This is a genomic window from Microbacterium maritypicum, assembly GCF_041529975.1.
In the GTDB taxonomy this organism is placed as follows: Bacteria; Actinomycetota; Actinomycetes; order Actinomycetales; family Microbacteriaceae; genus Microbacterium.
Genome location: NZ_CP168030.1, coordinates 3,368,470 through 3,393,333, shown reverse-complemented (window position 1 = coordinate 3,393,333; position 24,864 = coordinate 3,368,470). Strand labels below are relative to the sequence as shown.

The following is a 24,864-nucleotide window of genomic DNA, read 5'->3' as shown; positions in this document are numbered from 1 at the left end:
GCATGGTTGAACGCGACCGCCCCCACATTGTCGTGCCGACGCCGCCCTCGACCGAGTCTTTTACGCTCGCCGGGCAAGGTGGCGGGAGCGACAAGCCCGGGTTTTCGGGCGACCGCAAATCTCACAGTGAACGGTTGGCATCAGAGCTCGAAACCGCATGGGAACCACCGGCCGACGAGGAAGCTCAGTCCACTGGGACGTACATCACGTTCGTGTCCTTCCCCGGGCTCGAACTCGCGATCGAGAGCCTGGAGTCTTTAGCCGCGGGCGAGCAGCCCGAACTCGTCGCCGTGCGCGAAGTTGACGGTCCCGCGGGCCGAGTGCTCGAAGCAACCGTCTTCGTCCCAGTAGGCAAGAAGGAGTACTTCCTTCGCAAGCTCGAGAAATATGTCGAGTCGGTCGCTCAGGGAAGCGCCAAGCCGAGCAACGCCACCCTCATGGAGGGGATTGCTTCCATCCGCAGGGCCACGATTCGCGAACTATGGACAGATCCTGACGACCAGTTTCCGACGGATGAGAACCAGCTCTGTTGGTGGGAGACCTGGCTTCGCCGAACGGACGGCAAAGAGCGTGAGCGGCTGGGCGCATACGCCCGCCAGCACGACCTGACGACGAGCGATCACTACCTAGGTTTTGGTGAACGCACCGTGATTCTCGTACAGGCAACTGCGGCTCAACTCGCCTCGACGTTCCGGGCGGTCGACGACATCGCCGAGCTGCGGCGCCCGCATGAGGTCTCCAGCTTCTTGCCCGAGCTCTACGCCTTCGAGCAAAAGGAATGGGTGCAAGACCTTCAAAGTCGAGCATCTGCGGCCGCGGATGGGGCGCCGGTGGTGTGCATCCTCGACCGCGGCGTTCAGGCAGACCATCCACTGCTCGACGACTCCCTGGCACAAGACGATCTGCACGCCGCAGACCCCGCGTGGCGGAAGGACATCGCCGTGCATTCGCACGGCACCGAGATGGCAGGCCTGGCGCTATACGGCGATCTGCAAGCTGCGGTTTTGGATCTCCAGTACGTGCCTCTGCAGCATCGCCTCGAATCGGTGAAGCTTTTGCCCGATAGCGGCGACAACGCGCCCGACGTTTACGGTGCGGTGACCGCACGAGCGGTGGATCAGCCGGAGATCTCCGCTGCCGACCGCAAACGAGTATTCATGCTTGCTGTGACCGCGACTGCCGGCGCGGGGGAGCCAATCGGGGACGCCTCCGGCGCTCATCCAAAGCAGGAATCGGGCCGCCCTACGGCCTGGTCGGCAACGGTCGATGCGCTGACCTACGGACGTGCGATCGACGACACGACGCCACAATTCACCTACCTGGATCGAGAGGAGCAGCGGCGCCCGAGGCTCTTCATCGTCTCTGCTGGCAACATTCGCGACATCCGTGCGGAAGACGACCACCTCGACCGAAGCGACGCCGAAGCGGTCGAGGACCCGGCTCAGTCGTGGAACGCCCTCACTGTCGGTGCCTACGCCGAACACGACGCCATGGATCATGCGCTTGGCGTGTTCGCCGGCTACGTGCCGATCGCTGCTCGAGGAGAGCTGTCGCCGACGAGCCGAACCTCGGTATCTTTTGATCAGAAGCGTTGGCCCTTCAAGCCTGATGTGGTCGCCGCTGGAGGCAACCTCGCCCGAACTCCCGATGGCACCGATGTCGACAGCCCGGAGAACCTCGCGATCCTCACCACGAGGCTCCAGCGACCGGGCGAGGGCTATTTCGCCACTACCCGTGACACATCTGCCGCCACTGCTCAGGTTGCGGCCATCGCCGCCGACATCTATGCCGCTTACCCCGATCTTCGCCCGGAGACTGTGCGCGCACTGATCGTGCATTCGGCAGAGTGGACCGATGCGATGCGATCCCGCGTCGACGACGCAAGGACAAAGGCGGACGCCGTCAACCTGCTGCGACGTTACGGAATGGGTGTGCCGAGCCTCGAACGCGCGACGCGTAGCGCGTCGAACGCGCTCACTCTCGTCGCAGAGTCGGCCATTCATCCGTACGAGCGCGAGGGGCAGTCAAGTAGCGGCAAGGCGCGGGAGATGAACCTGCACGAGCTTCCATGGCCAATCGAGCAGCTCACGGATCTCGGTGAGACTCAAGTGCGTCTGCGCGTTACGTTGTCGTACTTTGTGGAGCCCAATCCCTCGAGCCGTGGCTGGGCTGGACGGTATGTGTATCCGTCACACGGGCTGCGCTTCTCGATGAGGCGCCCGGAGGAGAGCGTCGTTTCATTCCGCCAGCGCATCAATACGCAAGCGCGAGACGACGGGCAGAAGCCGTTGTCGCTGGCAACTGAGAAGGGGTGGCTGTTCGGCAGCGACCAACAGAAGTCTGCCGGTTCGATCCACACCGACATTTGGACGGGCTCGGCTGTCGACCTTGCAAGCAAGGAAGCGATCGCGGTGTATCCGGTCCTCGGCTGGTGGAAGAATCGTCCTAAAATGGACCAGAGTGATCTAGGTGTTGACTACTCGCTCGTGGTCAGTATTGAGTCCCCAGAAGTCGAAGTGGATCTGTGGACTCCCGTTGCGCAGCAGGTCGCCGCAACCGTCATCGAGGTGTAATGATGCCTGCGGAGGGGACCCCGGTCGAGGTCCTTTTCGTATTGACACGGACCTGTCGAAGTGGTTCTCCAAGCGGCGACTCAGTCGATCAGGCAGGATGCCGCGGCGCGCAGCTGCGCGACGGCGTCCCGCACCACACGGTCGACGAGCTCCTCGCAGCTGGGCAGGTCGTCGATCATGCCGACCACCTGACCGGCCGCGAGCATCCCGGCGTGGGTGTCCCCGTCGACGAGACCGGCCTTGAGCAGCATCGGGGTGTTCGCGGCGAGGGTCATCTGCGCCCACGAGCGCCCGGTCGCCTTCTTCATCGAGACGGCATCCTTCACCATCTGCGGCCAGCTCAGCCCCGACATCTTCTTGAACTCGAGGGAGCGCCGCAGCGTCGGCCCGAGTCGCGTGAGAGCGTTGCCGCCTTCGAGGCCTTCGACGAACTCGGTGCGCAGCAGCCGGTGCGGCATGCCGTCGGCCTTGGTCGTGACGACGGTGCCGTCCAGACCGAAGCCGAGGTAACGCTGCTTGATCGCCTCGGGCACCGAACTGTCGCTCGTGAGCAGGAAGCGGGTGCCCATGCCCACCCCCGCGGCACCGTAGGCGAGTGCGGCGGCGAGGCCGCGGCCGTCATGGAAACCGCCGGCCGCGATCACCGGGATGTCGACCGCGGCGACCACCGAGGGCAGCAGGATCGAGGTGGGTACGGCGCCGGTGTGGCCGCCGCCCTCTCCGCCCTGGACCATCACCGCGTCCGCGCCCCACGCCGCCACCTTCTCGGCATGACGCACCGCGCCGATCGAGGGGATCACGACCACGCCGTTGTCCTTGAGGCGTTCGATCAGTTCGCGGCGGGGAGCGAGGGCGAAGCTCGCGACCTTCACCCCGTGCCGGATCAACAGCTCGACACGCTCGGTCGCGTCGCCGGCATCCGCACGCAGGTTCACTCCGAAGGGGCGATCGGTGCGCTCGGCGACCTCGATGATCTGCCGCTCGAGCTCGTCGTACGTCATGGTCGCCGACGCGAGGATGCCGAGGGCGCCGGCTTCCGCAGTGGCGGAGACCAGGCGGGCTCCGGCGACCCACCCCATGCCGGTCTGCACGATCGGGTGGTCGACGCCGGTGAGTCGCGTGAGCGGTGTGGCGAGTTGCGGGGGAGTCGTCATGATGCGGTCACCTCTCGGTCGCGGAGTGCGCGCGGGTCCAGTCGCTCGCGCACGAGGCGGAGCTCTTCGTCGGTGGGAAGCCGGGTCTCGGAGACGCCGGCGGGGATGTGCAGGGGGAAGTCGGTGGCATCGACGACCCGGTCGAGTGTCACGCCCGGATGAAGGCTCGCGAGCGCGACCGCACCGTCCGGTCCGGTGAAGTCGAGCACGGCGAGGTCGGTCACGATGCGGCGCAGATCCTGGAACCGATCCGCGCCGGTCTCCCTCGCGCGATCCGGTCCCACTCCCGTCACTACATCGACCTGCTCCACGAACACGCGCGGGCTGTGGCGGGCGATCCAGTAGCTGGTGGCGTGGTTGACGGTGTTGGTGGCCGCCGCGCGAGCGCCGAGCAGTTGCCGGGTGGGTCGGTCACGGTCGCCGATCGCCGAGAGGTTCTGGTTTCCGTGCCGGTCGATCTGGGCCGCTCCCATGACCACGTGCCGACGACCCCGGGCGATCAGCTCGAACAGCCGCGCGTACGGGAACGGCGCCTCCGGCTCGCGGAAGGGCTCGTCGACGGCCGGGGTGTCGGCATACAGCGTCGCCTCACCGTCGCTGAGCAGGAGCTCGGGCGCGTGGGTCAGCCGAGCGAGCCGTGCGCCGATGGTCGGGACGACGCCCACCGTGCTCGCGAGGATCGCGCCCGCCCCGCGGAACAGGTCGCTGCAGGCGACGACGGCGATCTCGGCACGGGTGGCGGTCATGATGCCGCCTCGGCGTGGAAGGAGGCCACGGCCGCGCGATAGGCGTCATCGTCGACGTCGAGGAAACGGGCGCGGAAGTCGGCCCAGGCGTGGGGCGACGCGGCGGCCTCGACGTACGCCCGTTGCAGCCGCTCGTCGCGGGAGGCGTGCGGAGGGTGCGCCGTGAACCCGGCTCCGCCCGGCGACGCCACGACCAGGTCGGTGAGCGTGCGGTCGAGGACGGATGACGTGGGTCCGGCACCTGCGAGCAGGTCGGCGGTGTCCACCACGGCTTCCACGCTCACGACGGTGCGGGCGGCCGCACCCGCGAACAGATCGTCGAAGAAGAGGTCGGGTCCGAGGCAGACCGCCGTGCCCGCGGCATCCGCACGGTCGAGGTGCAGCAGCGCGAGGTCGAGGGGCACGGCGGGCATCGCGACCAGCACCTCCGCGTCGGCGTAGGGCGAGGTGATCGTGCGGATGTGCGGGTTGCGGGTCACGGCGTCGGAGCCCGCTCCGGACCGGGTGACCTCGAACGGCAGGCGCCGGGCGGCGGCCCGGAGCCCGGCGACCAGCATCCCCTCGTCGTATTCGACGTTGTGCACGGAGCCGGACTGGCGGGCGGCCGCGAAGTGGGGATCGATCGCGATGCTGTCGAGTGACACGAAGCCGTGCACCACCTCGGACGCCTGCCCGGTGGCGCACAGGATGCCGACGTCGGGGCCGCCGAAGCTGACGATGCGCAGGTCGCGGGCGCCCGACCGCACGATCTGGCGCACCAGCGCCATCGGCTTGCGGCGGGAGCCCCACCCGCCGATCCCGATCGTCATGCCGTCGTGGATCAGCGATGCGACCTCCGGGAGAGAGGAGGCCGCGATGGTCATGTCGACAGGTTCTCGCCGGTCGCGACGAAGGCGTCGCGGTGCTGATCGGCGACTCCGGCGAGGTTGAGCTCGAACGTGAAGCCCTGCTCGAACCGGTAGCTGCGGTTGACGTCGATCGGGTCGATGCCGTTCAGCGCCTCCTTGGCTGCGCGGATGACGCGCGGATCCTTGGCTGCGATCTCCTCCGCGATCGCGAGCGCGGCGTCGTCGAGTTCGGCTCGCGGCACGACCGCGGTCACGGAGCCGAACTCCTCGAGCCGCTGGGCCGTGACCGTGCGGCTCGTGTAGTACATCGAACGGAGCATGTGCTGCGGGACGAGGCGGGAGAGGTGCGTGGCCGCTCCGAGTGCGCCGCGGTCGACCTCGGGAACGCCGAAGGTCGCGTCGTCGGAGGCGACGATCACGTCGCTGTTGCCGACGAGCCCGACCCCGCCGCCCAGGCAGAAGCCGTTGACGGCCGCGATCACGGGGACCGCACATTCGTAGATCGCCTTGAATGCTTCGTAGCATCCGCGGTTGGCCCCGAGGATGCCGGAGAAGCCCTCGATGCGCTGCATCTCCTTGATGTCGACGCCCGCGTTGAACCCGCGGCCCTCCGCCCGGAGGATCACGACGCGCGTCGCCGCATCGGCGGTGGCCTCGTGCATCGCGGCGGCGACGTCGAACCATCCGGCGACGGGCAGGGCGTTCACCGGCGGGTAGTCCATCGTCACGGTGCGGACACCGGAAGGATGCAGGGTGGAAGTGATCGTCATCGGACACCTAACCTAACGTTTGCTCAAGGCACCCTAGCACTTGCTTGGTTTGGCTCATAACCCCTTCACCGCATTTGCCCTAGCAATTGCTTGGTTGGTAGGATCATGCACATCGTCATCCGCGACCGCACTCCCGTCGCGCGCAGTCGGTGCCGGCTCATCAGCCGGACAGTCTCAAAGGAGAGTCGATCCATGGCAGGAATCCTCGAAGGTCGCGTCGCGATCGTGACCGGCGCCGGTCGTGGTCTCGGGCGCGAGCATGCGCTCGAACTCGCCCGGCAGGGCGCGGCAGTCGTCGTCAACGACCTCGGCACGACGCTCGACGGCGCAGGCGTGTCGGTCGGGCCTGCGCAGGAGGTCGTCGACATCATCCGCGCGTCGGGTGGCGAAGCCGTGGCCAACGGAGCCGACATCGCCGATTTCGCTCAGGCCGCAGCGCTCGTCGACCAGGCGATCTCCGCGTTCGGTCGCCTCGACATCCTCGTCAACAACGCCGGTTTCGTGCGCGACCGGATGCTCGTCAACGCCGGCGAGGATGAATGGGACGCCGTCATCCGCGTGCACCTCAAGGGGCACTTCGCCCCGCTGCGCCACGCGAGCGCCTACTGGCGCGCCGAGGCGAAAGAGGGCAGGCAGCCCCTGGCCCGGGTGGTGAACACCTCGTCGGGTGCAGGGCTCCAGGGCAGCATCGGGCAGGCGGCGTACTCCGCGGCGAAGGGCGGCATCGCCTCCCTGACCCTGGTCGCAGCCGCCGAGTTGGGACGCTACGGCGTCGCCGTCAACGCGATCGCCCCGTCTGCGCGCACCCGGATGACCGAGGGCCCCTTCGCCGACGCGATGGCCGCGCCCGAAGACGGCTTCGACCGGATGGATCCCGCGAACGTCTCTCCCGTGGTCGCGTGGCTCGCGAGTGCGGACTGCACGATCAGCGGCCGCGTCATCGAGGTCGAGGGTGGGCGCATCTGCCTGGAGGAAGGCTGGCGCCACGGCCCGGTCCGCGAGCTCGATCGGCGGTGGTCGGCCGCGGAGGTCGGCGATGCCGTGCGCGCTCTCGTCGCCGAGAGTGTCGACCCCGAGCCGGTATACGGCGCATGAGTGCGGCGGACTGGGCGGGCCGCGATCTCGGTGAGCGGACCGTCGCCTATGACGAGAAGGATGCCATCCTCTACGCCCTCGCCGTGGGTGCGGCGGCCACCGACCTCGACCTCGTGTTCGAGGATCGGCTGCGGGTGCTGCCGACCTTCGGTCTCACGCTCGCGCAGTGGGCGCCCGACGTCCTCGCCGCAGCGGGGGCCTTCGACGACCGTGCCGTGCACGGTTCGCAGACGCTCGAGGTGCACCGTCCGCTGCCCCGTACCGGCGAACTGCGCCTCTCGGCCCGGGTGGGGGACGTCTGGGACAAGGGCTCCGCGGCGATCTTCGACGTGATCGTGGAGTGCGACGAGTTCACGGCGACGTGGTCGCTGTTCGCCCCCGGATTCGGTGGCTTCGGCGGAGAGCGGGGGCCCGCGCAAGCGGCATCCGCCGAGCGGCCGGTGGGCAGGCGCTCCGTGGTGCAGACCTTCGCGACCCAGGCGGCCCTGTACCGGTTGACCGGTGACCGCCATCACATCCACATCGACCCCGAAGCGTCGGCCCGGATCGGACACCCGACCCCCATCCTGCAGGGGCTGTGCACCCTCGCCGCGACCACGCTCGCGCTCGCCGCCGAGCAGGGCGCGCATCCGGCCGATCTGATCGCACTCCAGGGCCGCTTCAGCGGACCCGTGATCCCGGGCGACGCGCTCGACCTCGAGTCCTGGCCCGACGGCGCTTTCGAGCTGCGCCGCGACGGGGTCTCCGTGATCTCCGACGGTCGGGCGGTGTTCGCGTGAGCCGGGTGCTGGTCGTCGGTGCGACCGGGATGATCGGCAGCCATGTCGCCGCCGACCTCGCCGCGCACGGGGACGAGGTCACCGTGATGGCCCGCCGCGATCCGTCCGACCGTGATCCGCGTGCGGTCCACGGGATGCCGCGGCTCCGAGGTGACTACACCGACGCCGAGTCCTCGCCGCGCATGTTGGAGGGCTTCGACGCGATCGTGTTCGCGGCCGGCAACGACATCCGTCACGTGCCGGCCGATCAAGAGGACGACACGTTCTGGGACCGCACGCAGAGCGTCGGGGTGCCGCGGTTCGCGGCGCTCGCCAAGGCTGCCGGGGTCGGTCGCTTCGTGCAGATCGGCAGCTACTACCACCAGCTGCATCCCGAGTGGGCGGAGCGCATCCCGTACGTCGCCGCCCGCCGTGATGCGGATGAGCGCACCCGGGCGCTGAGTGACGACGGCTTCGCGGCGATGACCCTGAACCCGCCGTCGATCGTCGGCGCCGACGAGCGCGGGGTGCGCCGATTCGCCCGAATGATCGCGTGGACGCGCGGCGAGCTCGACGAGCCCGAGCTGTTCGCCCCTCCCGGCGGCACGAACTACATGTCGGTGCGGTCGCTCTCGCAGGCTGCGCGGGGCGCGCTCGACGCCGGGGAGGGCGGTCGCGCCTACCTCGTCGGCGACCGCAACCTCACCTACCGCGGCTACTTCCAGCTGCTGGCGGATGCTGCAGGGAGCGCGCACGTGATCGAGGAGCGCGACGAGGAGCATCCGTTCCAGCCCGACCGATTCATCGTCCAGGGGCGTGGCGCGGTGATCGCCTACGAGCCTGATCCGGCTGAGACGGCGCTGCTCGGCTATGCGCGCGACGACGTGGAACGCGCGCTGGCCGAGATCGTCACCGCGGTGGACGCTCTGCGCTGAGCTGCGCCCACAGCGAAGCCGTCGCGCGCAGCGTCTCGTCGAGGGTGCCGTCGGTGCGCAGCACGACATCGGCGATCGCGACGCGGTCGGCCTCCTCGCCCTGTGCGCGTATACGGCGCTCCGCTTCGGCGGCGTCATGCCCTCGGTCGTTCTGCAGACGCTGCAACCGTGTCGACGCCACGGCCTCGACCGTCACCACCAGGTCGTAGGTCCAGGGCAATGGTGCGGTGGTGCGGTTGAGCAGCGGGATCTCGTGCACGACGACTCCGGGATCGCGCCGGGCCTCCGCGATGCGCCGGGCCACCTCGTCGAGGATCGCCGGGCGCAGCAGCGCGTTGTACTGACCACGCAGTGCGTCGTCGCCGAACACCCGTGCCGCCACGGCCGCCCGGTCGAGCGCCCCATCCGGGGCGAGCACCTCGTCGCCCAGCAGCGCGGCGATGCGGGGCAGGAGCGCCGCCCCGCCGGATGTCCGCGGGTCGACGATGTCGCGTGCGGCGGCATCGCCGTCCACGATGCGGGCGCCGTGGGTCGCGAGTGCGCGTGCGACCGTGCTCTTACCCGCGGCGATGCCGCCGGTGAGCCCGACCAGGGTGGAGGCGGTCATGGCCGTCACCCGCTCCGGTGCACAGTGCCCGGATTCGTCAGGGACGGACGAAGCGGACTTCGGTCAGCGTCTCGCCGAGGAACGGCTCGGTGTGCGTCGCGCCGTCGAGGCGGAAACCGTTGCGCGTGTAGAAGCGGTGCGCGCGGGGGTTGTCCTCGGCGACCCACAGGTACAGCGGCTCGTCGGTCTCGACCGCGGCGTCGAACAGCTTCTGTCCGATGCCGGTGGAGTGGTACGCGTCGAGCAGGTAGATGAAGTAGAGCTCGCGGAACGCCGGAGCATCCTTGTCGCGGGCCGGGCCGGAGCCGACGAATCCGACGATCTCGCCGTCGACGAGCGCGGCGTTCATCTTGAACTCGGGACCCTGCGAGGCCCAGTGCGTCCACAGCTCGGCCATGCGCCGGGGCGAGACCTTTTCGAGCGCCGCCTTGCTGATCAGGTGGTCGTAGGTCTCATGCCAGCACTGGGCGTGCACGCGACCGAGGGCTTCCGCATCCACATCACGGACCGGGCGGACGATGACTTCAGGCTGGGCTTCGGCGCTCATGATCGTGACTCTACGCGCGGCGTCCGTGAAGGAGAAATCGAGTGGATGTTCGATGACGCTCGGCGTGCCGGCCTGGAGGGTTCGTACAACGATGTTCGCAAATCGTGCACGCCTGGCTACGATCGATCCTCGTGAACGTGATCTGGCGGACCCTCCTGGTGATCCTCGGTGCCCGACGCCGCGTGCGGCGGGGGAAGACCCTCGACCCGACGGCGGTGGGCAGCATCACCATCACCACTCTGCCGACCGACCTCGACATCCTGCGGCACATGAACAACGGTCGCTACCTGTCGCTGTTCGACCTCGGACGATGGGACCAGCTCATCCGCACCGGGCTGTTCGATGCCATGAAGGCTCAGGGTTGGTACGCGGTCGTCTCCAGCGAGACGATCACGTTCCGCAAGTCGCTGCAGCTGTGGCAGCGGTTCGAGGTGCAGTCGCGGTTCATCGGCCACGACGAGAAGGCGCTGTTCCTGGAGCACCGCGCCGTGGTCGACGGCGAGGTCTACGCCCGGGCGATCGTGCGGGCGCGGATGCTGCGTCGCACCGGGGGCACGGTCAGCAACGAAGAGCTGTTCGCCGCGGTCGGCAAGCCCGAGGGCGTGCCGGAGATCGACGCGTGGGTGCACGACTGGGCCGCGGCATCCGCCCTCCCGCCCGTGCGGGTGAAGGCGCCGAGCATCTGGGGCTGACCCCGTCGGCAGCGCTGGCCGGCGGCAACGATATATTGACCGTGTGCTGGCGATCCTGAAGACCACCGGGCGCGTGCTGTGGCGACACTGGCCCGCGCTCATGGCGTGGTATCTGGCCGGCGTCCTGGTGCACTACGTGATCACCGAGGTCGCCGGATTCATCGGCGCGTACTCCGCCACCCTCGGGTTCCTCGTCCTTCCGATCGGGATCCTCGCGCGGTTGATCAGCCTGGTCGCGATGTTCCTGGTGCTGCGTGACGGTCTGCGCAACCTGCAGGAGGTCGCGCCGCTGCCCGAGGCGGCCGCGGACCGCCGCCGCACCTTCCTCTCGGCGCTGCTCGCCGGCATCCTCCCCTTCTTCGCGGTCTACTGGGCGCAGGGTCTGCTGGGCGAAGACGTGCGGGCGTACTCGCTGCGCGCCCTCGAGGTGCGCAACGGAATCATCTGGACGGCGGCTGCCAACGGCGAAGGTCCCGTGAGCTCGGTCGACACCGTGCTGAACCTGCCGATCAACGTATGGACCATCTCGATCATCGTGCTCGCGTTCGCCGGTCGCTGGGCGTGGTCGAAGTGGTCGGCGAAGCTCGCGAAGTGGCTGTCGCCGGTCGCGGTCTACTTCGAGGTCGTCTGGGTCTTCTTCTCGGTGATGGTGCTCGGCGACATCTTCGACACGATCAAGGCGTGGGTCGACAGCCGCGCGGCCATGGCCTTCTTCGAGACGGTCAGAGAACAGATCCTGGATGCCGTCGCCCCACTGCGCTGGCTCTGGGAGGCCATCGGGTGGGTGCTCACCGAAGCAGGTCCCGTGCTCCTCGCTCCGCTGGCGTGGCTGACCATCGCCGGCGTCGTGTTCGGCCAGGCGATCGTCGCCGAGAAGCTGCGTGTGGAGAGCGAGCTGATCGCCCGCGTGCGCGAACACGCGGCCGTGATCCCCAACCCGCTCGTGCGCCGACTCAAGGATCTCGGCGAAGAGCTCGGCGCCCGCTTCCGCCCGATCGGACGAGCGCTGCTGCTCATGTGGCGCGCAGGGCCACTCCTCGTCGGCTCCTACGCGCTGCTCTACGTCATCGTGAAGGCGCTCGAGTCGTACCTCGGCTTCGGCATCACCCGGCTGGTCGGCCCACAGGAGTACGTGTTCTGGGCGATCGCCGCGCCGCTCGTGTCGCTCGTGCCGCTGCTGCTCATGGAGCCGGTGCGCATCGCGGTGATCAGCGGGGCGTACGACGCCACTCTGGCGCGGCTGCGCAAGCGGCAGCAGGACCGCACCGACACGGTGGGCGTCTCGGAGGCGGAAGGGGAGATGCGTGCCGTCGCCGATGCCGCCGGACTCCTGCCCTCGTCGGTGGATGCCGTCGCCGCCGCGATGGTCACCGCCCCCGCCAGGGACAGCGTCGAGGGTCAGGGCTCGAACTCGAACCTCACGAAGGACCCGCCGGCGTCGTAGGGGCGCACGTCGACCCAGAAGGGGCCCTCGACATCTTCCGGCACCACGAACGGCACGATCATCTCGTAGGCGCCGGCCTGCTCGCTGAGGCAGGTCTCCGGTTCCTCCGCGCTCCAGTCCAGCCCGATCTCCGCGCGGACGGGACCCCACTCGCGCCCCGTGGACTGCTCCACGAGGGTCGGCGTCTCGCACCCCATCCCCTCGGCATCAGGATCCACAGGCACCCCGACGGCGATCAGGCGTGTGTTCGGAGGGACGTCGAGACCCGCGAGGTCTTCGATCTCCCCACCGCGCACCGGCCCCCAGGTCGCGCCGGCGAGATCGGTCGTCTCGTCCTCGACGACCACCACAGGTGTGACCGCACGGGCCCCGAATCCGAAGAACTGGTACCACTCCTGCCACCCGACCGCGATGGCGGTCGCCGGCAGCAGCACGACGAGTGCGACCAGAGCCAGAGTGTTGCGGCGCCACCAGGAGGGCGGCTTCGCCGGGGCAGCGGCGGCCTCCGCGTCTTCCCGAGGCGCGGGCGGGACCGGAGGGAGGGGGATGGTCATCGGGCCCAGCCGTTCTCGTCCAGGAGCACCTCGGCCTCGACGGGCAGCGCGGCGAGGTCGATCGACAGCTCGATCACGGTGTCGCGCACCACCTCTCCGAGGCCGGAACCCGGCATGCCCAGGCGGAGCGTCGCGCGGTCGCCGGTCACGTCGTCCGGGAGCTCGAACGCGAGGCTCCCGGAGCGGGGGACACCGGTGACCAGCCGCTGATCGACGAAGCTGGTGCCGCGATCCGTCGCGCTGAACGTACGGTCGCCGATCGTGAGTTCCGCGAGCCGTGAGCCGCTCTGATCCTGCGTCACGCCGGTGGCGGCCTCGAGATCGACGACGAGCCAGGTGCCGTCGGCCGACCAGCCCTCCGCATCCGTGACCCGATCCGCGAGGTGCACGTCGGTCACGGTAGCGACCAGGTTGCGGGTGGAGGCCTGTTCGCCGATCTGCGCGACCGAGGCGAACGCGGCATTCGGGGCGTCGTCGGGAAGCGTCGCCTTCGAGACGCCCCACGCACAGACGAGCAACGCCACAGTGGCGACCCAGATCAGGATGTGCTTCTTCACGGGAGCGGCACCTCGTCGATGGTCGCCGTCAGCGTCGCTCCGACGCGGACGTCCACCCAGTAGTCGCCGCGCATCACGCTCTGCCCGACGTAGTGGTCCGACTCGGGGAGGGTGACAGTGATCTCGTCGCCGTCGTGGAAGTCGTCCGGCCCGACGGTCCAGGTGAGCAGCATGCGGGCGGGGACGTCAGGCTGCAACCGGGGCGCGCGCTCGCCGTCGTCGGCACGGAAGACGTCGCCCTTCTGATCGAGACCCTCGATGCGGATGCCGTCGAGCACCGGGGATTGCGGGGGGTTCGCCGTCGACGGTCGCGGCTTGTCGAACGTGTTGACGACGTCGACCGTGACGACCAGGATTCGCTCGCTCTTCTCCTCGTCCGGGAAGACCAGGGTTCGACCGCTCTCCGCGCTCAGCTCGTCGCGCAGCTCGACCCCGAGCACGGTCATCTCGAGATCGGAGCCCGCGAAGGTCTCGCCGACCTCGACGACCGGCGTGGGATCGACGGCCGCGGCCTCGAGTCCGCCGAAGACGGCGGTGGTCGCGAGCAGCACGGCTCCGGCGCCGGTGATGAGCCAGGACGTCGGGATCAGGTCGATGCTGCGTCGCGCCCAGCCGAGGACCTTCGCCCTCGCGCTCGCGTTCGCCGCGGTGACGGCCGGATCCTGCCCCTGGGCGGGGCTCTCCGGCGGCGTCGTGGTCACGGCAACAGCTTAGGACCGCGCGCGCGGCTGATCGCTCCTCTGCTTTCCGCAAGAACGAGACTTCTTTCCGCGTCATGCGGGCGAAGAAGGGGTGTTCCCGGAGCCGTGCTCAGTACTCTGAGCGAAAGTCAGGGGCAGAGACGCCCCGGAGCGGCCCCGTCGACGTCGACGGGCGGAGGAGGATGCAGTGGCAGTCATCGGCATCGTGCGGGAGCCTGCGGGCGAAGCGCGGGTCTCGGCCACCCCGGCGACGATCGCGTCGCTCGGGAAGCTGGGCCACACGGTCAGAGTGGAACGGGGAGCGGGCGCTGCGGCCTCGTACCCCGACGCCGAGTATGAGGCGGCCGGAGCCGCACTCGTCGAGCGCGCAGAGGCATGGGGCAGCGAGATCGTGCTCGCCATCACAGCGCCCGGCCCCGACGAGATCGCCCTCCTGGCCGACGGCGCGACCCTCATCGCGCTGCTGTCACCCGCCCTCCGCCCCGACCTGGTCGAGTCTCTCGCCCAGCGCGGGATCACGGCCGTCGCGCTCGACGCCGTACCCCGCATCTCGCGCGCGCAGTCGATGGACGTGCTGAGCTCGATGGCGAACATCGCCGGGTATCGGGCCGTCGTCGAGGCCGCCCACGAGTTCGGGCGCTTCTTCACAGGACAGGTGACCGCCGCGGGCAAGGTGCCGCCGGCGAAGGTGCTGGTGGCGGGAGCCGGCGTCGCCGGACTCGCGGCCATCGGTGCCGCGTCGAGCCTCGGTGCGATCGTCCGTGCCACCGATCCGCGCCCCGAGGTCGCCGACCAGGTCACGTCGATCGGCGGCACGTATCTTCCGGTCGACGTCGCGGTCGCCGCCTCCACCGACGGCTACGCGAAGGCGACGAGTGCGGACTACGACCGGCGAGCAGCCGAGATCTACACCGAGCAGGCCGCCGACGTCGACATCATCATCACGACCGCGCTCATCCCCGGGCGCGCGGCGCCTCGCCTGATCACGGCATCCGATGTCGCGCAGATGAAGCCGGGCAGCGTGATCGTCGACATGGCGGCGGGTCAGGGCGGCAACGTCGAGGGCGCGGTCGCCGGCGAGCGCGTCGTCACGGACAACGGCGTGGTCATCCTCGGCTACACCGACCTGGCCTCGCGCCTGGCCGCCCAGGCCTCGCAGCTCTACGGCACGAACCTCGCCAACCTCGTCGCGCTGCTGACCCCCGCGAAGGACGGCCGGCTGGTGATCGACTTCGAAGACGTGGTGCAGCGCTCGGTCACGGTCGTGCGCGACGGCGAGGTCACCTGGCCGCCGCCCGCCGTGCAGGTCGCAGCCGCCCCCGCGGCTAAGGCCGCGGCGGCGCCGGTCGAGGTCGCGCCGCCGAAGAAGGTGTCGACCGCGCGCCGCGTCGGCCTGATCGTGGTCGGCATCGCCGCGCTGTTCGTCGTGAACGCGTTCGCTCCGGCTCCGCTCCCGCAGCACTTCACGGTGCTCGTGCTGTCGGTCGTGATCGGCTTCTTCGTGATCGGCAAGGTGCACCACGCACTGCACACCCCGCTCATGTCGGTGACCAACGCCATCTCCGGCGTCATCGTGGTCGGCGCGATGCTGCAGATCACCTCGCCGCTGCCGATCGTGCAGGTGCTCGCCGCGATCGCCGTGCTGCTGGCGTCGATCAACATCTTCGGAGGGTTCGCGGTCACCCGACGGATGCTCGCGATGTTCACACTCGGGAACTCGGCGAAGGGCGGCCGGAAGTGACCGTCGACGCGCTCGCCGGGGCGGCCTACATCGTCGCCGCCCTGCTGTTCATCCTCAGCCTCGCCGGCCTCAGCCGCCACGAGTCCGCCCGTGCCGGCGTGGTCTACGGCATCTTCGGCATGACGATCGCGCTGGTCGCGACCGTCGCCCTCACCGTCGCTGATGCCTGGAGCACCGGCGCGTTCCTCGGCCTCGGGCTGCTCGTCGCCGCGGTGCTCATCGGCGCGGCCATCGGCCTGTGGCGCGCCAGGGTCGTGGAGATGACCGGGATGCCCGAGCTGATCGCGCTCCTGCACAGCTTTGTCGGTCTCGCGGCCGTGCTCGTGGGCTGGAACGGCTACCTCGCGCACCCGGACATCGCCCCGGCGCTCGTCGGCATCCACGACGCCGAGGTCTTCATCGGCGTCTTCATCGGCGGGGTGACCTTCACCGGATCGATCGTCGCGTACCTGAAGCTGTCGGCGAGGATGTCGTCGAAGCCGCTCATGCTCCCGGGCAAGAACGGGCTCAACATCGGGGCGCTCGTCGCGTTCGTCGCCCTCACCGTGTGGTTCGTGAACGACCCGCAGCTGTGGCTCCTGATCGCGGTCACCGTGCTCGCGTTCGCCCTCGGCTGGCATCTGGTCGCCTCGATCGGCGGCGGTGACATGCCGGTGGTCGTCTCGATGCTCAACAGCTACTCGGGCTGGGCAGCGGCTGCGGCCGGCTTCCTGCTGAACAACGACCTGCTGATCGTCACGGGCGCGCTGGTCGGATCTTCGGGTGCGTACCTCTCCTACGTCATGTGCAAGGCCATGAACCGCTCGTTCCTCTCGGTGATCGCGGGCGGCTTCGGGGTCGCGGCATCGTCCGCGGACGACACCGAGTACGGCGAACACCGGGAGATCACCGCGGAGGGTGCGGCCGAGATGCTCGTCGCGGCGAGCAGCGTCGTGATCACGCCCGGCTACGGCATGGCGGTCGCGCAGGCGCAGTACCCGGTGGCCGACCTGGTCCACCGGCTCCGCGAGCGGGGTGTGGACGTGCGCTTCGGCATCCATCCGGTGGCCGGTCGTCTGCCCGGCCACATGAACGTGCTGCTGGCCGAGGCCAAGGTGCCGTACGACATCGTCCTGAGCATGGACGAGATCAACGACGACCTCGCCTCGACCTCGGTGGTGCTCGTGATCGGCGCGAACGACACCGTGAATCCCGCGGCCGCGGAAGACCCGTCGAGCCCCATCGCCGGGATGCCGGTGCTGAAGGTGTGGGAGGCCGAGAACGTCATCGTGTTCAAGCGCTCGATGGCCGCCGGCTACGCGGGCGTGCAGAACCCGCTGTTCTTCCGCGACAACGCGCAGATGCTGTTCGGCGACGCGAAGCAGCGGGTGGAGGACATCATCGCTGCGCTGTGAGCTGTCGAGAGGGGTGCGGGCTCCCGGCCTGCGGGGTGATGCAGACCTAGGGTGGACACATGGCAGAGTCGTCGTCATCTCCGGCGGATGCCGTGGCATCCGCACCCCTCGCAGACCGTGCCGTCGAGCTTGCTCGGCGGTGGGCGATCGAGGCCGCCGCGATCGAACCCGACCCCGCTGCCGCCCGTCTCGCCGGAGTGCTGCAGGACGCGAACGGGCTGCCGTTCACGCTCGGCTTCGTCGACGGCGTCATGCGCCCCGAGAGCCTGAGCGCCGCTGCCTCGCAGCTGCACCGCATCGCGCCGATCGTGCCCGAGTTCCTGCCCTGGTACCTGCGCTCGGTGGTGCGGCTCGGCGGGGGCGTCGCGCCGATCCTGCCGTCGCCGGTCGTGCCGATCGCGCGGAAGGTGCTGCGCGACATGGTCGGGCATCTCATCGTCGATGCGCGGCCCGCCAAGCTCGAAGCGGCCATCGAACGCATCACGGCCACGGGCTCGCGCCTGAACCTCAACCTGCTCGGCGAGGCCGTGCTCGGCGAAGCGGAGGCGAAGCGCCGCCTCGACGGCATCCACGACCTGATCCGACGAGCCGATGTCGACTACGTCTCGGTCAAGGTCTCGGCCATCGTCAGCCACCTGTCGATGTGGGCCTTCGACGAGATCGTCGACGAGGTGGTGGAGCGGCTGCTCCCGCTGTACCTCACGGCGGCCGCGGACGGCACCTTCATCAACCTCGACATGGAGGAGTACCGCGACCTCGACCTGACGATCGCGGTGTTCACGCGCATCCTGGAAGACCCTCGGCTCGCCGGGCTCGAGGCCGGGATCGTGCTGCAGGCGTACCTGCCCGATGCCCTGCCCGCCCTGCAGGAGCTGACCGCCTGGTCGCAGGACCGCGTCGCGCACGGCGGCGCCCGCATCAAGGTGCGCCTCGTCAAGGGCGCCAACCTCGCGATGGAGCAGGTCGAGGCGCGGATGCACGGCTGGACCCCCGCGACCTACGACACCAAGCTCGACACCGACGCGAACTACCTGCGCTGCCTGGACTGGGCCCTGCGCCCCGAGCATGCCTCCGCCGTGAAGATCGGCGTCGCGGGACACAACCTGTTCGGGATCGCCTACGCGTGGCTGCTCGCCGGCGAGCGGGATGTGCGCGAAGCCGTCGAGTTCGAGATGCTGCTCGGCATGGCACAGGGGCAGGTGCAGGCCGTCTCGCGTGAGGTCGGGCCCGTGCTGCTGTACGTGCCGGTGGTGGCGCCGGCCGAGTTCGACGTCGCGATCAGCTACCTGGTGCGCCGGCTCGAGGAGAACGCCTCGCCGGACAACTTCCTCTCCGCGGCATTCCGACTCGGCGAGGACGAGGCCCTGTTCGTGCGGGAGCAGGACAGGTTCCTCGACGCACTCGACCGGTCGGACGATCCCACGCTGCGAACCGGTCCGCGTCGCACGCAGGACCGGAGCGCGCCCGTGCACGAAGCGCTGCGCCCCTCGCCCGTGTCACCGCTGCCGGAGACCGACCTCACTCAGGCCGTGCTCGGCATCTCGCGCGGCTCCGACGACGACGGCGGTGGTCGCGAGGCCTTCCTCGAGACCGCGGTGTACTCCGCCCGCGAACTGGAGCAGGATGCCGGTGGTGCCCCCGGCTTCTCGAACACGGTCGACAGCGACCCCGCCCTGCCGGTGAACCGCGACTGGGCGCGCGAGGTGCGGGAGCGTATCGGCGCATCCGAGCTCGGTGACGCCACGATCGCGGCCGCACACGTCGACGATGCGGACTCCCTGGAGCGGATCGTGCAGGGGGTCCGCGGTGCGGCTCCGGCGTGGGGTGGGCGTCCCGCCGCCGAACGCGCCGAGGTGCTGCTGCGCGCCGCCGCCGCGCTGGAAGCCCGACGCGGTGACCTGATCGAGGTCGCCGCCTCCGAGACCGGCAAGATCTTCGCCGAGGCCGACATCGAGGTGAGCGAGGCCGTCGACTTCGCCCGGTACTACGCGGCCACCGCGCGCGAGCTCGACGCGATCGCCGGTGCCGTATTCGTGCCGGCATCCGTCACGGTCGTCGCGCCGCCGTGGAACTTCCCGCTCGCGATCCCCGCCGGAGGAGTGCTCGCCGCGCTCGCTGCGGGTTCGGGCGTCGTCTTCAAGCCCGCGCCACAGGCCCGCCGCTGCGCCGCCGTGATCGCGGAGACGCTGTGGCAGGCGGGCATCCCGCGCGATCTGCTCGCGCTCGTCGACATCGAGGAGGGAGAGCTCGGCCGCGAGCTCATCACCCACGACGCGGTCGACCGCGTGATCCTCACCGGCGCGTGGGACACCGCCGCTCTGTTCCGCTCCTGGCGCCCCGACCTGCCGCTGCTCGCCGAGACCAGCGGCAAGAACGCGATGATCATCACCCCGTCGGCCGACCTCGACCTGGCCGTCGCCGACCTGGTGAAGAGCGCGTTCGGGCACGCGGGTCAGAAGTGCTCGGCCGCCTCGCTCGCGATCCTCGTCGGGCCCGTCGGCCGTTCCCCGCGGTTCAAGCGGCAGCTCGCGGATGCCGTGCGCTCGCTGCACGTGGGCCCGCCCGCCGATCCGCTCGCCGAGGTCGGCCCGGTGATCGAGCCGCCGCAGGGCAAGCTCGCCTGGGCGCTGAGCGAGCTCGAGGGTGAGGAGCAGTGGCTGATCGAGCCCGCGCTCGCGGCCGACGACGACGGCAGCGGGCGGCTGTGGCGCCCCGGCATCCGCGTCGGCGTGCAGTCGGGGTCGCGCTTCCACACCGAGGAGTTCTTCGGTCCGGTGCTCGGCATCATGCATGCGCCGACACTCGAGAAGGCCGTCGAGCTGCAGAACGCCGTCGCCTACGGCCTCACCGCCGGGCTGCACACGCAGGATCCGGGCGACCTCGCCTTCTGGCTCGACCGCGTGCAGGCGGGCAACCTCTACGTGAATCGCGGCATCACCGGGGCGATCGTGCAGCGGCAGCCGTTCGGCGGCTGGAAGCGCTCGGCCGTCGGTCCCGGCGCCAAGGCGGGTGGCCCGAACTACCTGATCGGGCTCGGCTCCTGGCGCTCGCAGCCGGGCGGACCGGCATCCAGCACCCTGCATCTGCGCGGGCTCGACTCCCGCATCACGGCGCTCATCGAGTCGGCGCAGTCGTCGCTGGAGTACGAGAAGTTCGAGTGGCTACGGCGCTCGGCGCTCTCGGATGCCCTGGCGTGGGACCGCGAGTTCGGGCAGGTGCGCGACGTGTCGCACCTCGGCGTGGAGCGGAACCTGTTCCGGTACCGCCCGGTGCCGGTCGAGATCCGGGCGACGGAGGATGCAGCCCTGCAGGATCTGCTGCGCGTGGTGATCGCGGGCGTACGTTCGGGCGCCGCCTTCGTGCTCTCGACGCCGGTCGGTCTGCCCGGCGACGTGCGCCGCGCGCTCGGCGACCTCGACGCCTCGGTCTTCCTCGAGACCGACGAGGAGTGGATGCAGCGGATGCTCCGTGACGAGGATGCCGTGGAGGGCATCGTCGCGCTGCCCGTGAGCGACCGGGTGCGTCTGGTCGGCGGTCGTGCCGCGGTCGCCGCGCTGCACACGGCCCTGGCGACGGCATCCGGAGGGAATCCCGACCTCGCGGTGTACGACGGCGAGGTCACAGCGGCCGCCCGGATCGAGCTGCTGCCGTTCGTGCACGAGCAGTCGATCTCGATCACCGCGCACCGCTACGGCAACCTCGACCCCTGGAGCAGCGACGTGATCTGATTCGATGTAAAGAATTCTTGACACGGCCGTGTCGGCGGCGTAGCGTGAGTGTCAAGAATCTTTTACATCGGAGGCATCATGGTCTACGAGGAACGCAACGCCTGGGCGGGACTCATCGTCAGCCCGATCGCGCTGGTCGTGTACGTCGTGCTGGTGCTCCAGCAAGCCGGGGGAGGGCCACTCACCGCCGTCGACTGGTTCCCGCTCATGCTGTGGACGATCGGCGGAGGCATCGTCGCGACGATCGTGATCAGCGTCGTCTGGGGCATCCTCGCCGGCATGAAGGACCCGGACGGCGCCGGTCGCTCCGACATCCGCGACCGTGACATCAGTCGCATGGGCGGCCGGGTCGAGCAGGCCTTCGTCGTGATCGCCGGACTCGGGGTCATCGCGCTGTGCGCGGTCGGCGCCGATGTGTTCTGGATCGCGAACACCATGTACCTCGGCTTCGCGGTGTCCGCGCTCGTCGGCGGCATCGCCCGCGTGATCGCCTACCGGCGGGGGCTCGTCTGATGGTGAAGCCGACCCTCGTCTCCAACAGCATCCGCGCCCATCGCGAGCAGGCCGGGCTCACCCAGGCCGAACTCGCCCGCACCGTCGGCGTGACCCGGCAGACGCTCATCGCCATCGAGCAGCAGAAGTACTCGCCCACGCTGGAGCTGGCGTTCCAGATCGCGCGGGCGTTCGGGGTCGGGATCGACGACCTGTTCGCCTACCCCGCCCCACCCGCATCCGGAGGAGCATCATCATGACCGAGACGATGAACGCCTGGCGACGCGAGACCTACGGCCCGTCATCCGGGGTGAACCTCGAGCAGATCCCGGTGCCGGCGCCGCACCGCGGCGAAGTGCTCCTTAAGGTCCGGGCCACTTCCCTGAACGCGGGTGACGTGCGGCTGCTGCTGGGCGATCCACTCCTCGTGCGCCCGGTCTTCGGCCTCACCCGTCCGAAGCATCCGGTGCGTGGCATGGAGGTCGCCGGCACCGTCGTCGCGGTCGGGCCCGACGTGGTGAGCGCTGAGATCGGCGAGGAGGTCGTGGGCGAGCTGGTCGGCGGCGGAGGGCTCGCCGAGTACGTGCGGGTTCCCGCGTCGCGGCTCGTGCCGATCCCGCCCGACATCACGCCCGAGGCGGCGTCGTCCCTCCCCATCGCCGCCGGCACCGCGTGGCAGGCCCTCGATCTCGCGGGCGTCGGCTTGCGCGGAGGCGAGGCTCCCCGGGTGCTGATCATCGGCGCATCCGGAGGTGTCGGCACGTTCGCGGTGCAGCTCGCCGCCCTACGCGGGGCCGAGGTCTGGGCGACCTGCAGCGTTCGCAACGCACCGCTGGTCGAGCGCCTCGGCGCCGTGCGCACCTTCGACCACCGGGTGTCGCCGCTGAGCGAGATCCCGGCCGCGCGTTTCGACGCGATCGTCGACATCGCCGGAGGGATGCCGCTGCGCGAGCTGCAGCGACTCGTGGGGCACGGTGGTCGGGTCGTGCTGGTCACGGGCGACGGCGGGCACGTGCTGGGGCCCATCCCGCGGATGCTGCGCGCCGCGGTCCTGTCAGTCGGCTCCCGGAGCATCCGTCCCCTCGCCGCGACGCCGCGACCGGAGGTGCTGGCCAAGCTCCTCGAACTCGTCGCCGACGGCCGCATCGTGCCCGTGATCGAGCGCGAGTATCCGTTCGCGGAAGCATCCGCCGCCCTCGCCCACCTCGAGGCCGGGCACGCCGTGGGGAAGGTCGTGGTCCGCGGCTCGGGGGTCTGAGCGCCTCGGATGAAGCGCGGCTCTGGCGGCGTACAGGGGGCGGGTGACACAATGGACTCCGGCGTGCCCGAGTCGCATCTTCCCCGTCGCCGGCTCTGAACGAGCAGCGGGTCGAAGGACCGCCGGGCCCCAGGACAGCGTCCGCCGCGCCCGTCCATTCGAGGAGCCCCCATGTCGACGACTGAAACCGCCGTCCGCACCGCACCCGCCCGCACCGCGCACCGCCGCCACTACCTGATGTGCAAGCCCGAGCACTTCACCGTGAACTACTCCATCAACCCGTGGATGGAGCCGTCGCGGCCGACCGACACCGCCAACGCCGTCGCGCAGTGGCAGAAGCTGCACGACCTGTACCTCGAGCTCGGCCACACCGTCGAACTCATCGAGCCGCTCGCGGGCTACCCCGACATGGTCTACACGGCCAACGGCGGATTCCTGATCGACGGACGCGCGTACGTGCCCGAGTTCCGCTTCGTCGAGCGCCAGGGTGAGGCCCCGGCGTTCGCCGACTGGTTCCGCGCCGCCGGCTACGACACCGTGATGCCGAAGGAGGTCAACGAGGGCGAGGGCGACTTCCTGCTCGTCGGCGACGTGATCCTGGCCGGTACCGGCTTCCGCTCCACCGGCGACAGCCACCGCGAGGTCGGCGAGGTCTTCGGCCGTGAGGTCGTCTCGCTGAACCTCGTCGACCCGCGCTTCTACCACCTCGACACCGCGATCGCCGTGCTCGATCCGGTGCAGGGCACAGACAACGGCGGCCCGGAGCGTGCGAACATCGCGTACCTCCCCGGCGCCTTCGACGACGCCAGCCGTGCCGAGCTGGAGAGGCGCTTCCCCGACGCGATCCTCGTGTCGGACGAAGACGGTTCGGTGTTCGGGCTCAACTCGGCGAGCGACGGCTACAACGTGATCATCTCGCCGCGCGCCAAGGGCTTCGAGAAGCAGCTGCGCGAGCGCGGATACAACCCGATCACCGTCGACCTCTCCGAGCTGCTGCTCGGCGGCGGCGGCATCAAGTGCTGCACGCTCGAGCTGCGGGGTGCCAAGTGACCGCGGTCGACATCGCGAACGAGGGCGAGGCCACGGTGACGAACACCGAGCCGCACGTCGCGCACAACTACCACCCGCTGCCGGTGAACATCGCCCGCGGTGAGGGCGCCTGGGTGACGGATGTCGAGGGCAAGCGCTACCTCGACCTGCTCGCCGCGTACTCGGCCGTGAACTTCGGGCACCGGCATCCGGCGCTCGTGGCCGCGCTCACCGAGCAGCTCGGCCGGGTCACGCTCGTCAGCCGCGCGTTCCAGAGCGACCGGCTCGAGCCGTTCGCCGCGGCGCTCGCGGAGCTTGCCGGCAAAGACCTCGTGTTGCCGATGAACACCGGCGCCGAGGCGGTCGAGACCGGCATCAAGGTCGCCCGCGCCTGGGGGTACCGGGTCAAAGGGATCGCTGCGGGCAAGGCGCGCATCATCGTCGCGGCCGGCAACTTCCACGGCCGCACGACCACGATCGTCAGCTTCAGCGACGATGAGCAGGCGCGTGACGACTTCGGTCCATACACCCCGGGCTTCGATGTCGTCCCGTACGGCGACGCGGAGGCCATCGCCGCGGCCATCACCGAGGACACGGCCGCCGTGCTCGTCGAGCCCATCCAGGGCGAGGCCGGCGTCGTGATCCCGCCGGAGGGATACCTGCGCCGCATCCGCGAGATCTGCGACGAGAAGAACGTTCTGTTCATCGCCGACGAGATCCAGGCCGGGCTCGGCCGTGTGGGCGAGACGTTCGCCTGTGACCGCGAGGGCGTCGTGCCTGACCTGTATCTGCTGGGCAAGGCTCTGGGCGGCGGCATCCTCCCGGTCTCGGCCGTGGTCGGGAACACCGATGTGCTCGGTGTCATCCGTCCGGGCGAGCACGGTTCGACCTTCGGCGGCAACCCGCTCGCTGCGGCCGTGGGTCTTCGCGTGGTCGAGATGCTGCAGACCGGCGAGTTCCAGGAGCGGGCGCGGGCTCTCGGCGCTCACCTCGAGCAGGCGCTGCAGCCGCTGATCGGACACGGCGTGACAGCCGTGCGCATCGCCGGGCTCTGGGCCGGAGTCGACATCGATCCCGCCCGGGGAACCGGCCGCGAGATCGCCGAGAAGCTGCTCGATCGCGGCGTCCTGGTGAAGGACACGCACGGTCAGACGGTGCGCATCGCGCCGCCGCTGGTGATCCGCGCGACGGAACTCGACTGGGCGGTGGAGCAGCTCAAGCTCGTCCTCGGCGCGTAGTAC

General features: G+C 69.8%; 23 protein-coding genes. 14 read left to right on the top strand and 9 right to left on the bottom strand.

Annotation, left to right across the window (positions count from 1 at the left end):
• Positions 1–2 precede the first annotated feature (2 nt).
• Positions 3–2,573 carry a S8 family serine peptidase gene (locus tag ACCO44_RS16425; protein ID WP_372467434.1) on the top strand — a complete coding sequence of 857 codons (2,571 nt, stop codon included), beginning with the start codon at positions 3–5 and terminating at the stop codon, positions 2,571–2,573.
• A gap of 80 nt (positions 2,574–2,653) precedes the next feature.
• Here ACCO44_RS16425 and ACCO44_RS16420 read toward each other — a convergent pair whose 3' ends face one another.
• Genes ACCO44_RS16420 through ACCO44_RS16405 form a run of 4 tightly spaced genes read right to left on the bottom strand, consistent with a single transcriptional unit; the run spans position 2,654 to position 6,091 of the window.
• Positions 2,654–3,727, bottom strand: a complete 1,074-nt coding sequence (locus ACCO44_RS16420; protein ID WP_029262110.1) for a nitronate monooxygenase family protein — start codon at positions 3,725–3,727, stop codon at positions 2,654–2,656.
• Positions 3,724–4,473, bottom strand: a complete 750-nt coding sequence (locus tag ACCO44_RS16415) for a CoA-transferase subunit beta (RefSeq protein ID WP_372467433.1) — start codon at positions 4,471–4,473, stop codon at positions 3,724–3,726. The genes ACCO44_RS16420 and ACCO44_RS16415 overlap by 4 nt, the downstream gene beginning before the upstream one ends.
• On the bottom strand, positions 4,470–5,336 hold the full coding sequence (locus ACCO44_RS16410) for a CoA transferase subunit A (protein WP_372467431.1): 867 nt from the start codon (positions 5,334–5,336) through the stop codon (positions 4,470–4,472). The genes ACCO44_RS16415 and ACCO44_RS16410 overlap by 4 nt, the downstream gene beginning before the upstream one ends.
• A complete protein-coding gene (locus ACCO44_RS16405) occupies positions 5,333–6,091 on the bottom strand; it encodes an enoyl-CoA hydratase family protein (protein WP_262001606.1) in 759 nt (252 codons plus the stop codon). The genes ACCO44_RS16410 and ACCO44_RS16405 overlap by 4 nt, the downstream gene beginning before the upstream one ends.
• Positions 6,092–6,283: 192 nt before the next feature.
• Between ACCO44_RS16405 and ACCO44_RS16400 the strand changes: the two genes are divergently transcribed.
• The 3 genes from ACCO44_RS16400 to ACCO44_RS16390 are packed head-to-tail and all read left to right on the top strand — an operon-like array spanning position 6,284 to position 8,879.
• Positions 6,284–7,186 carry an SDR family oxidoreductase gene (locus ACCO44_RS16400; protein WP_372467430.1) on the top strand — a complete coding sequence of 301 codons (903 nt, stop codon included), beginning with the start codon at positions 6,284–6,286 and terminating at the stop codon, positions 7,184–7,186.
• Entirely contained in the window at positions 7,183–7,965 is a 783-nt protein-coding gene (locus ACCO44_RS16395; protein ID WP_029262115.1) for a MaoC/PaaZ C-terminal domain-containing protein, read from the top strand. The genes ACCO44_RS16400 and ACCO44_RS16395 overlap by 4 nt, the downstream gene beginning before the upstream one ends.
• Positions 7,962–8,879, top strand: coding sequence for an NAD(P)-dependent oxidoreductase (locus tag ACCO44_RS16390; RefSeq protein ID WP_262001603.1), 918 nt, complete (start codon positions 7,962–7,964; stop codon positions 8,877–8,879). Before ACCO44_RS16395 ends, ACCO44_RS16390 begins: the two co-directional genes overlap by 4 nt.
• Here ACCO44_RS16390 and coaE read toward each other — a convergent pair.
• Together coaE and ACCO44_RS16380 are read right to left on the bottom strand one after the other, a co-directional pair.
• Complete coding sequence (coaE, locus tag ACCO44_RS16385) at positions 8,854–9,486, bottom strand: dephospho-CoA kinase (protein ID WP_372467429.1); 633 nt, start codon at positions 9,484–9,486, stop codon at positions 8,854–8,856. The two genes, ACCO44_RS16390 and coaE, sit on opposite strands and share 26 nt — an antisense overlap.
• Positions 9,487–9,523: 37 nt before the next feature.
• Positions 9,524–10,033: a GNAT family N-acetyltransferase gene (locus tag ACCO44_RS16380; RefSeq protein ID WP_168429446.1), complete on the bottom strand. Its 510-nt coding sequence runs from the start codon at positions 10,031–10,033 to the stop codon at positions 9,524–9,526.
• Between the two features lie 131 nt (positions 10,034–10,164).
• Between ACCO44_RS16380 and ACCO44_RS16375 the strand changes: the two genes are divergently transcribed.
• Both ACCO44_RS16375 and ACCO44_RS16370 read left to right on the top strand, forming a co-directional pair.
• Positions 10,165–10,725, top strand: a complete 561-nt coding sequence (locus ACCO44_RS16375) for an acyl-CoA thioesterase (protein WP_029262119.1) — start codon at positions 10,165–10,167, stop codon at positions 10,723–10,725.
• A gap of 43 nt (positions 10,726–10,768) precedes the next feature.
• Positions 10,769–12,169, top strand: coding sequence for a hypothetical protein (locus ACCO44_RS16370; protein ID WP_051662545.1), 1,401 nt, complete (start codon positions 10,769–10,771; stop codon positions 12,167–12,169).
• On the opposite strand, the gene ACCO44_RS16365 is transcribed toward ACCO44_RS16370, so the two are convergent.
• Genes ACCO44_RS16365 through ACCO44_RS16355 form a run of 3 tightly spaced genes read right to left on the bottom strand, consistent with a single transcriptional unit; the run spans position 12,124 to position 13,981 of the window.
• Entirely contained in the window at positions 12,124–12,723 is a 600-nt protein-coding gene (locus ACCO44_RS16365) for a hypothetical protein (protein WP_372467428.1), read from the bottom strand. The two genes, ACCO44_RS16370 and ACCO44_RS16365, sit on opposite strands and share 46 nt — an antisense overlap.
• Positions 12,720–13,280: a hypothetical protein gene (locus ACCO44_RS16360; RefSeq protein ID WP_051662546.1), complete on the bottom strand. Its 561-nt coding sequence runs from the start codon at positions 13,278–13,280 to the stop codon at positions 12,720–12,722. Before ACCO44_RS16360 ends, ACCO44_RS16365 begins: the two co-directional genes overlap by 4 nt.
• A complete protein-coding gene (locus ACCO44_RS16355) occupies positions 13,277–13,981 on the bottom strand; it encodes a hypothetical protein (RefSeq protein WP_029262123.1) in 705 nt (234 codons plus the stop codon). The genes ACCO44_RS16360 and ACCO44_RS16355 overlap by 4 nt, the downstream gene beginning before the upstream one ends.
• Before the next feature lie 187 nt (positions 13,982–14,168).
• On the opposite strand from ACCO44_RS16355, the gene ACCO44_RS16350 reads away from it, so the two are divergent.
• The 8 genes from ACCO44_RS16350 to rocD all read left to right on the top strand — a co-directional run bounded on the left by ACCO44_RS16350 (position 14,169) and on the right by rocD (position 24,861).
• Positions 14,169–15,722 carry a Re/Si-specific NAD(P)(+) transhydrogenase subunit alpha gene (locus tag ACCO44_RS16350; protein ID WP_372467427.1) on the top strand — a complete coding sequence of 518 codons (1,554 nt, stop codon included), beginning with the start codon at positions 14,169–14,171 and terminating at the stop codon, positions 15,720–15,722.
• Positions 15,719–17,116, top strand: a complete 1,398-nt coding sequence (gene pntB, locus ACCO44_RS16345) for a Re/Si-specific NAD(P)(+) transhydrogenase subunit beta (protein ID WP_372467426.1) — start codon at positions 15,719–15,721, stop codon at positions 17,114–17,116. Before ACCO44_RS16350 ends, pntB begins: the two co-directional genes overlap by 4 nt.
• A 59-nt stretch (positions 17,117–17,175) precedes the next feature.
• Positions 17,176–20,844: a proline dehydrogenase family protein gene (locus ACCO44_RS16340; RefSeq protein WP_372467425.1), complete on the top strand. Its 3,669-nt coding sequence runs from the start codon at positions 17,176–17,178 to the stop codon at positions 20,842–20,844.
• Positions 20,845–20,922: 78 nt separating this feature from the next.
• The gene (locus ACCO44_RS16335; RefSeq protein WP_372467424.1) at positions 20,923–21,357 is read left to right on the top strand and encodes a hypothetical protein; all 435 of its coding nucleotides are present in this window, start codon (positions 20,923–20,925) and stop codon (positions 21,355–21,357) included.
• Positions 21,357–21,596, top strand: a complete 240-nt coding sequence (locus tag ACCO44_RS16330) for a helix-turn-helix transcriptional regulator (RefSeq protein ID WP_091031373.1) — start codon at positions 21,357–21,359, stop codon at positions 21,594–21,596. Before ACCO44_RS16335 ends, ACCO44_RS16330 begins: the two co-directional genes overlap by 1 nt.
• Complete coding sequence (locus ACCO44_RS16325; protein ID WP_372467421.1) at positions 21,593–22,594, top strand: NAD(P)-dependent alcohol dehydrogenase; 1,002 nt, start codon at positions 21,593–21,595, stop codon at positions 22,592–22,594. Before ACCO44_RS16330 ends, ACCO44_RS16325 begins: the two co-directional genes overlap by 4 nt.
• Positions 22,595–22,765: 171 nt before the next feature.
• Complete coding sequence (gene ddaH / locus ACCO44_RS16320; RefSeq protein ID WP_372467420.1) at positions 22,766–23,644, top strand: dimethylargininase; 879 nt, start codon at positions 22,766–22,768, stop codon at positions 23,642–23,644.
• Positions 23,641–24,861, top strand: a complete 1,221-nt coding sequence (rocD, locus tag ACCO44_RS16315) for an ornithine--oxo-acid transaminase (protein ID WP_372467419.1) — start codon at positions 23,641–23,643, stop codon at positions 24,859–24,861. Before ddaH ends, rocD begins: the two co-directional genes overlap by 4 nt.
• Positions 24,862–24,864: the final 3 nt, after the last annotated feature.